The organism is Variovorax sp. Root473, from assembly GCF_001426505.1.
Classification (GTDB): domain Bacteria; phylum Pseudomonadota; class Gammaproteobacteria; order Burkholderiales; family Burkholderiaceae_C; genus Variovorax.
Window position 1 is genome coordinate 82,832 of sequence record NZ_LMEV01000018.1, and the last position, 7,854, is coordinate 90,685.

10 protein-coding genes are annotated in these 7,854 nt (G+C 67.2%); 7 read left to right on the forward strand and 3 right to left on the reverse strand.

What is annotated here, in order from left to right:
* Positions 1-340 precede the first annotated feature (340 nt).
* The gene (locus tag ASD34_RS28550; protein WP_056582792.1) at positions 341-721 is read right to left on the reverse strand and encodes a hypothetical protein; all 381 of its coding nucleotides are present in this window, start codon (positions 719-721) and stop codon (positions 341-343) included.
* A 67-nt stretch (positions 722-788) separates the two neighbouring features.
* On the reverse strand, positions 789-2,060 hold the full coding sequence (locus ASD34_RS23020; protein ID WP_056582794.1) for a M20/M25/M40 family metallo-hydrolase: 1,272 nt from the start codon (positions 2,058-2,060) through the stop codon (positions 789-791).
* 135 nt (positions 2,061-2,195) lie between these two features.
* Between ASD34_RS23020 and ASD34_RS23025 the strand changes: the two genes are divergently transcribed.
* Positions 2,196-2,834 (forward strand): class I SAM-dependent methyltransferase, encoded by a 639-nt coding sequence (locus ASD34_RS23025; protein ID WP_056582796.1) that lies wholly within the window; start codon positions 2,196-2,198, stop codon positions 2,832-2,834.
* A 175-nt stretch (positions 2,835-3,009) separates the two neighbouring features.
* Positions 3,010-4,662 (forward strand): ankyrin repeat domain-containing protein, encoded by a 1,653-nt coding sequence (locus ASD34_RS23030; RefSeq protein WP_056582798.1) that lies wholly within the window; start codon positions 3,010-3,012, stop codon positions 4,660-4,662.
* Between the two features lie 23 nt (positions 4,663-4,685).
* On the opposite strand, the gene ASD34_RS27930 is transcribed toward ASD34_RS23030, so the two are convergent.
* Complete coding sequence (locus tag ASD34_RS27930; RefSeq protein ID WP_235510212.1) at positions 4,686-4,892, reverse strand: hypothetical protein; 207 nt, start codon at positions 4,890-4,892, stop codon at positions 4,686-4,688.
* Between the two features lie 26 nt (positions 4,893-4,918).
* Between ASD34_RS27930 and ASD34_RS27935 the strand changes: the two genes are divergently transcribed.
* From ASD34_RS27935 to ASD34_RS23055, 5 genes are all read left to right on the forward strand, one after another.
* Entirely contained in the window at positions 4,919-5,095 is a 177-nt protein-coding gene (locus tag ASD34_RS27935) for a helix-turn-helix domain-containing protein (RefSeq protein WP_235510213.1), read from the forward strand.
* A gap of 146 nt (positions 5,096-5,241) precedes the next feature.
* Complete coding sequence (locus ASD34_RS23040) at positions 5,242-5,541, forward strand: hypothetical protein (protein ID WP_056582800.1); 300 nt, start codon at positions 5,242-5,244, stop codon at positions 5,539-5,541.
* 4 nt (positions 5,542-5,545) lie between these two features.
* Entirely contained in the window at positions 5,546-5,923 is a 378-nt protein-coding gene (locus tag ASD34_RS23045; protein WP_056582801.1) for a DUF2845 domain-containing protein, read from the forward strand.
* A 216-nt stretch (positions 5,924-6,139) separates the two neighbouring features.
* Entirely contained in the window at positions 6,140-6,952 is an 813-nt protein-coding gene (locus ASD34_RS23050) for a class I SAM-dependent methyltransferase (protein ID WP_056582803.1), read from the forward strand.
* Between the two features lie 95 nt (positions 6,953-7,047).
* On the forward strand, positions 7,048-7,785 hold the full coding sequence (locus ASD34_RS23055; RefSeq protein WP_056582805.1) for an IclR family transcriptional regulator: 738 nt from the start codon (positions 7,048-7,050) through the stop codon (positions 7,783-7,785).
* Positions 7,786-7,854 lie beyond the last annotated feature (69 nt).

Sequence of the window (7,854 nt, forward strand, 5' to 3'; positions counted from 1 at the left end):
CCGCAGGAACAAGCCCGTCGTCAGCAGGCGCAGCAACAGCAGGCCGCGCAGAACCAGCAGCGTCAACAACAAGCCCAGCAGGAGCAGGCACGCCGCCAGCAGCAAGCGCAACAGGAGCAGGCACTGCGGCAACGCCAGGACNGCGCAAGAGCAGGCCCGCAGACAGCAGATGCAGCAGCAAGCGGCTCAGGGCCAGCGTCAGCAGCAGCAGGAACAGGCGCAGCGGCAACGCCAGGACGTCCAGCAAGAACAAGCCCGGCGACAACAGATGCAGCAGCAACAACAGCAACAGGCCCTGCAGGAGCAGGCACGTCGCCAGCAGCAGGCGCAACAGGAACAGCTACGGCGCCAGCAGCAACAGGCCCAGGCCGCCCAGCAACAGCAGGCGCAGAAAGAACAGGCCCGGCGTGCGCAGCAGGTGCAGCAACAAGCACAACAGGCTCAACAAGAGCAGGCGCGTCGTCAGCAGCAGTTGCAGCAGCAACAGGCACAAGCCGCGCAACAACAACGCCAGGCCCAGCAGGAACAGGCGCGTCGCCAGCAGCAGATGCAACAGCAGCAAGCCGCACAGGCCCAACAGCGCCAGCAGATGCAGCAGCAACAGCAAGCGGCGCAGAACCAGGCGCGCCAGCAACAGCAACAACAGGAACAGATGCGGCGCCAGCAGGCACAGCAGCAGCAAGCTCAGGCAGCGGCAGCGGCAGCGGCAGCCGCCGCGCAACGCCGCCGTCCGGGTGACCCTCCGGCGCAGTGAGCCCGCAGGCGCGGACGCACGGCGCCGCGCGGCGTCAGTTCTTTCCGATTTCGGTCAGCAGCCGCGTCACGAGGTACAGGCGCGGCACGATCGAATCGACCTCGATGTACTCGTCGCGTGCGTGGTAGCCAAAGCCCGCGAGGCCGAAGCTCTCGACCACCGTGGCCTTGCCCGAACGGCCCGCGAAGCCCGCGTCGGTGCCGCCACCGGTCATCGGCGTCAGCGCCAGTTCGCGGTCGAGTTCCTTGTAGATCGCCTGGGCCTTCTCGGCCAGCGCGCGTCCCTTGGGGCCCGCGACGAACGCCGGGCGGCCCACTTCGACCTTCACCGTCGTCTCGGTATCCGGAATCAGCTTGCCGCTGGCGATTTTGGCCTGCAGCGCCTCGGTGAGCTTCTTCTCGGCACCGGGCTGCGTGATGCGGATGTCGCCCAGCGCCTGCGCCTTTTCGGTGATCTGGTTGATCGGGCCGGTGGCGCGCGCGACGGTCCAGTTGAGCGTCACGCCGGGGATGTCCTTGGCGAGGTCTTTGGTCTGCAGCATCTGGTACGACAGCTCATACAGCGCGTTGCGGCCCAGCTCGGGCGCGGCGCCGGCGTGCGCCGCACGGCCCTTCACCTCGAGCGTGGCCTGCGCGATGCCGGCCGCGCCGAGCAGCAGCGATTCGCCCTTGACCACGGCCTTCGCAGCCGTTGGCTCGAAGGACAGCACCGTGTCGTGCAGATCGGCCGTGGTCGCGATGAGTTCGCCCGAACCCACCGAGCCCACCTCTTCGTCGGGGTTCACGAGCACCGTGAGCGTGTCGTAGTCGCGCCAGCCCGCGTCGGCCAGGATCTTCAGCGACGCCATCATCACCGCGAGGCCGCCCTTGTCGTCGGCGATGCCGGGACCGTAGATGCGGTTGCCGTCCACCTTGTAGGGCTGACTGTTCAGGATGCCGGGCGCGTACACCGTGTCCATGTGGCTCTGCAGCATGATCTTGCGCTTGCCCGTGCCCTTGATCGTGCCGATGACGATGTCGGCGCCCGCGCCGGCCGAGGCCTTGCGGCGCTCCGTCTTGAACCCGGCGGCCTTCAGGCGGCCTTCGATCACGTCGGCCATCTTCATCAGGCCGTCGACGTTCAGGCTGCCCGACTCGATCGACACCATCTCCTTCAGGTTATCGATGACGGCGGGCTGCGCCTTCTCGGCAGCGGCAAGCAGCTTCGCATCGGGGGCCGCGTGCACGATGGCCGCAGCGCCGAGCGCGAGGCCGCAGGCCAGGGCGACGGAACGCAGGGAGAAGAAGGACGAAGTACGCATGGTCATGAGAGTCTCTTTTTTTGAGTGATTGGCGGGCGCCAGCATAGCGACATGGCAGGCGAAGCGGCGCAAATCGGGGACAGCAAGCAACCGGCGGTTTAAAGTGCGCCGCACTCACCCACACCCTGCCCAACGAAGACCATGAGCCTCGCGAACGACGCCAGATTCTGGGACCGCACCTCGCGCCGCTACGCCAAGAGCGCCATCGCGGACGAGGCCGGCTACGCGCGCACGCTGGACCGCACCCGCGCGCTCTTCAAGCCGGACGCGCGCGTGCTCGAACTGGGCTGTGGAACCGGCACGACGGCACTGCGATTGGCGGACCACGCTCGCGCGTACCTGGCGACGGACATCTCCGAAGGCATGATCGCCATCGCCGAAGAGAAACGCGCCGCCGCACCGATTCCCGACCTAGCGTTCCGCGCAGCCACTGCCGAGACGCTGGCATCGAGTGAAAGCCCCTTCGACATCGTCATCGGCTTCAACTACCTCCACCTGGTCCGCGACCTGCCCGGCACGCTGCGCTGCATCCACGCCCTGCTCGCACCGCAGGGCCTGTTCATCTCCAAGACGCCCTGCCTCGGTGACATGAACCCGCTGCTGCGGCTGGCCGTGCTGCCCGCGATGCGCGCGATCGGGCTGGCGCCGCATGCGGGTGTGTTCCGGGCGGCGGAACTCGGTTCGCAACTGCAGGCTGCCGGCTTCGAGGTGATTGCCGCCGAGAACCATGCGACGAAGGGCGGAGAAAACCGCCCCTTCATCGTGGCCTGCAAGCAGTGACGGGGCTTCAGCGCCTTCTGTCGCGGTGCCATGATCGACTACCATCCGACCCGCGGTGCAAGCCGCGCCCGGGCCCGCGGGAAGGGTTGAACCCACTTGCCTTCTTCATGACGATCCACAGCCTTTTGTGCAGCCGGATTTGCGGGTCATCGGCGCCTGATGCACGGAGGTTTCCATGAAGCGCATTCCCGCCCGGCCCGACATCGGCCACCTGAAGAAGCAAGCCAAGGAACTGCTTGCGCTCTACCGCAGCAACGCCCCCACGGCCCTTCACCGATTTCGCAGCGCCTTGCCAGCCGCATCGGGCAAGACCGACGCCGCCCTCGCAGCCCAGGGCTTGCGCCTGCACGATGCCCAGTCGTGCGTGGCGCGCGAATACGGCTTTGCATCGTGGGCCGACCTGCAAGGTTTTGTCCTTGCCCGCAAGGCGCAGGTCGATGACCCGGCCAAGGCAGTGCTTCATTGGCTGCGCCTCGTGTATGCAGGCGACATCGCCGGCGGCATGAACCGCGCGCGGCCGGCGGTGGCCTTGCGCATGGTCGACGAGAACCCTGCCCTTCTGGCAGGTGGCGACCCGTACCTGGCCTGCGCCATCGGCGATGAAGCGGCGCTGCGGCATGCAACGGCTCGAGACCCGGCATGGGTTCATCGCGCGGGCGGCCCGCTGCAACTGCCGCCGCTCGTGGCTGTCACGCACTCCGGCCTGATGCAACTGCCGGACTGTCGCGAGCGTCTGCACGCGTGCGCGAAGTTCCTGCTCGACGCCGGTGCATCGCCGGATCAATCGGCCGGCAATCGCTGGCCTCCCGCATCGCTCGAAGCACCCGCAGACACCGAGCGGCTGTCCGCGCTGTACGGTGCGGCTGGCCAGAACCACGACCCTGAACTGACGAAGCTGCTGCTCGATGCCGGCGCCGATCCGAACGACGGCGAATCGCTCTACCACTCGCTGGACCAGCCCGCCTGCACCACGCTGCTGCTGGAAGCCGGCGCGCGCGTGACGGGTTCGAACGCGCTGTACCGGGTGCTCGACCTCGACGACGTCGCGACGCTGCGCCTGCTGCTCGCGCACGGCGGCGATGCCAACGAACAGCCGCAAGGCGCGCCCATCTCGGACTGGGGCTCGCCGTTGCTGTGGGCCATTCGCCGCCGTCGCTCGCCGGCGCACATCGAAGCCCTGTTGGCCGCCGGCGCACGCCCGAACGTGTTCACGCAAGACGGCACGCCCGCGCACACCATCGCTCTGCGCTTCGGACTGACCGAGGTCGCGCAGTTGCTGCAGGCGGCAAGCGGTGCGCCCGCCTCGCTTTCCATCAGCGAGGCTTTCATCGCGGCCTGCGCGCGTGGCGACGAAGCCACGGCGCGAGCGCTGCAGGCACAGCATCCCGATCTCATCGGCACGCTCGACGATACGCAGCGTCGCCTGCTGCCCGAGCTCGCTGCGCAGGGCTGCGGCGATGCGGTGAAGGTCATGGTCACGCTCGGCTGGCCGCTCGAGGTCCGCGGTGGCGACTGGGATGCCTCGGCGCTCAACCACGCCGTGTTCCGCGGCGATGCGGTGCTCACCCGGTTCCTGCTCGAACACGGCGCGGACTGGCAGGCACCGCACGGCTTCGGCGACAACGCCTGCGGCACCCTGTCATGGGCCTCGCTGAATGCGCCCGTCGAAGGGGGCGACTGGGTCGGCTGCGCCCAAGCCCTGGTGGACCATGGCATGCCCTCCGCGCAGCCCGATCCGGAGAACGCGGACAGCGTGCGCATCGGTGCGCGGCGCAGCGTGTTCTCGGAGGAGGTCACGGATTTTCTGCTCGGTGCGTCGATGGCCTGAAACGGGAACGACGCCGACATGCGTCAGCCCCCCGCCATCGCCCCGAACACCACGATCAACAAGGCCAGGTAGACCTTGGCGTGGAGGCGGTCCGGAATGCGCCCGATCCACAGCGCGGCGACGCGGATGCCGATCCACGAATCCACCACGAGCGCCGCTGCCGCACGCAGATCGACGTACCCCAGATGCCACGGCCCGAACGAGGACGTCGATGTGGACGACAAGGCCAAATAAGTCGCCGCGCCTCCAGACCGGAATGACGTTCGCTGAATGGCGAAGCCAGGCTTGCCTTCTGTCGGCCCTGGCCCAGTTGGCGAGGGGCCAGCCGGTGACCACCGTCGCGCTTCAATTGGGCTACGACAGCCCCGGCGCTTTCTCGACGATGTTCCGGAAGAAGCTGGGGCAGACGCCGTCGGCGTTCATGGCGGCTTGACGGGTTCCAGCCGCCATGCGCCTGCGTGGGATGGGGCGCAAACCACGCTACCATTTCGCCGGCTCCGCCGCTTCACCCGGGTCGGACCCTCGTGAGAACAGCGACAACCCAGGGTGTCAGTGAGCCAACGCAAATGGAGCGTCCCGATGTGGAGCATCCTGGCCGATCTTGTCATCGGCATCTTCGATTTCGTTCTCGACGTCCTGCTGTTCCGCGGCGTGCGCCGCAAGCGCGGCTACCGCAGCCGCAACGTGGCGAAAGACAGCCTCGAGGTTGCGCGCTTCGATTTCGTCACGCTGGTCTTCATCGCGCTCGTCAGCACCGGATTGATGCTGCTCCTGGCGTTCGGATTCGATGTGCCGGCAGGCTGGAGCGTGGCGATCGGCCTCACCGTCGGCGCGGTCTGGGGTGTCTGGCGATATGCCCAACTGATTCGCGAGCAATGAGCGCATGAAGCATTCAAGACGACGTTTCGCACGCCTGGCCGCCGGGCTGTCGATCGCAGCAGCCGCCTTGCTGGCTGCCGGCTCCGCCGCCGCGCAGTCCCTCGCCTGCAACGGCTACCTCGTCGGCAAGGGCGCATCGCCCGCGACCTTGCTCCAGACCTGCGGCGAGCCGGTGTACCGGCAGGCAGTCTGCGTGCCGATGGTGCAGCTCGGCTGGATCCTCACGCCCTATCGGCCGGGCGGCCCCGAGGCCGTGCTGGCCAACCAGTGCGTGCCGATGGAAGAGTGGACCTACGACCGCGGGCCGGGCACCTTCTTCGGCATCGTGCGCATCTACAACGGCACCATCGAGTCGGTGCGCGACGGGGACCGCGGCCGTTAAGGCGCCGAGGCCTCCAGTCAGCGGGCCGGAAACGCCCGGCAACATCTGCGGTACCCACAGGGTAGCGTTGACGACGCCGCCCCGCAGGTCCACGATGGCCCCTCGGCTCCGTCGCCCGGCCTCAGGCCCGTGCCGGATTCGTGGACGCAAGGGAGCCCGCCCGCTCTGCAATGAAGGGTCAAGAAAAGCACCGTTCAGAGCTTTCGAGGAGTTCCCATGACTGAAAGCGACAAGGCGTTCTCTGGCTCGATCCCGAAGTTGTACGACACGCTGCTGGTCCCATTGATCTTTGAGGGTTACGCCACCGACGTGGCGACCCTCGTCGCTGCGTTCTCGCCCGGCGCAGTGCTGGAGACCGCGGCCGGCACCGGTGCCGTCACGCGGATGCTGGCACCCCAACTGCGCGCCGATGCGCGCTACGTGGTGACCGACCTCAACCCGGCCATGCTCGATCACGCCGCCACCCGGCAATCCGCCGACAGCCGCATCGAATGGCGACAGGCCGACGCGCTCGCCCTGCCGTTCGACGATGCCACGTTCGACGTGGTTCTTTGCCAGTTCGGCGTGATGTTCTTCCCCGACCGGGTCGCCGGCTACAGCGAAGCGCGTCGCGTGCTCAAGCCCGGCGGGCGCTTTGTGTTCAGCGTCTGGGACCGCATCGAAGACAACGCCTTCGCCGATGTCGTCAGCCAGGCCCTTGCCACGATGTTTCCGGACGACCCGCCGCGCTTTCTCACCCGCACGCCCTACGGCTACCACGACCTCGCGTTGATCCGCGACGACCTGGGCCGCGCAGGATTCACCAACGTCGAGACCCAGACGCACGAGAAGCTGAGTCGCTCACCCTCCGCAGCCGAAGTCGCGATGGGCTACTGCCAGGGAACGCCGCTGCGCAACGAGATCGAGGCGCGCGATGCGCGCATGCTTCAGGTCGCGACGGATCGCATGGAGGAAGCGATTGCCAGCCGGTATGGCACCGGGCCGGTGGAAGGGAAAATCCAGGCGCATGTGATCGTGGCAGCGAGGTAGAACAGGCGCCCTGAGATTCGACGGGACCTCTTTGGGTTGTGCGCGGGCTGAGACAATGGCAACGTCGGTTTCATCCCAGCCACCAGAAGACCCCAGTGCAGAACGGCCTCGTCAAATCAGCCATCCGCGTCTTTGATCTGCTCGAACTCTTCGACGCCGAGCGTCGGCCGCTGCGCGTGACCACCATTGCGCAGAAACTCGAAGCCCCGCAGTCCAGTGTCTCCATGCTGTTGAAGTCGCTGGTTTCCCGTGGCTACATGGAGTTCGACGCGACCACGCGCGAGTACTGCCCTTCGGTGCGCGTTGCGTTCCTCGGCGACTGGGCCACGCGCATTCCGCACAAGCGCGATGCGGTCCAGGATGCGTTGCGGCGACTGGCGAACGAAACAGGCGAAACGGTGCTGCTGGGGCGCCAGAGCGGCATCCTGCTGCAGTACCTCTCGGTCATCGAGTCGCAGAACGTCCTGCGTTTTTCGCCCTCGCCCGGCACCATGCGCCCGATGCACCGCACGGCGAGCGGCATCATGTTGCTCAGCACGCAAGACGACGAACGGATCGGCCGTCTGCTTCGGCGCTACAACGCCGAACCGGGCAGGACGGGACCGGTCGCAAAGAACGCGACGACCATGCGCGCCGTCGAATGGGCACGCGAGCATGGCTACTACGAATCGGCCAACCTCGCGACACAAGGCGCGGGCGTCATCGCGACGCTGTTGGCCACACCGATCCGTGGGCAGCGCCTGAGCATCGGCGTCGGCGGGCCTGTCGATCGCCTGCACGCCCGTCGCGCCGAACTCGTGCGCACTGTGCTTGCCATCGCCAGCAGCAGTTGATCCACACGGGCCCTAGCTGTGAAGAGTCAAGAGGTTCTTTCGTGACTTTGCGATTCGGGACATAGGCGG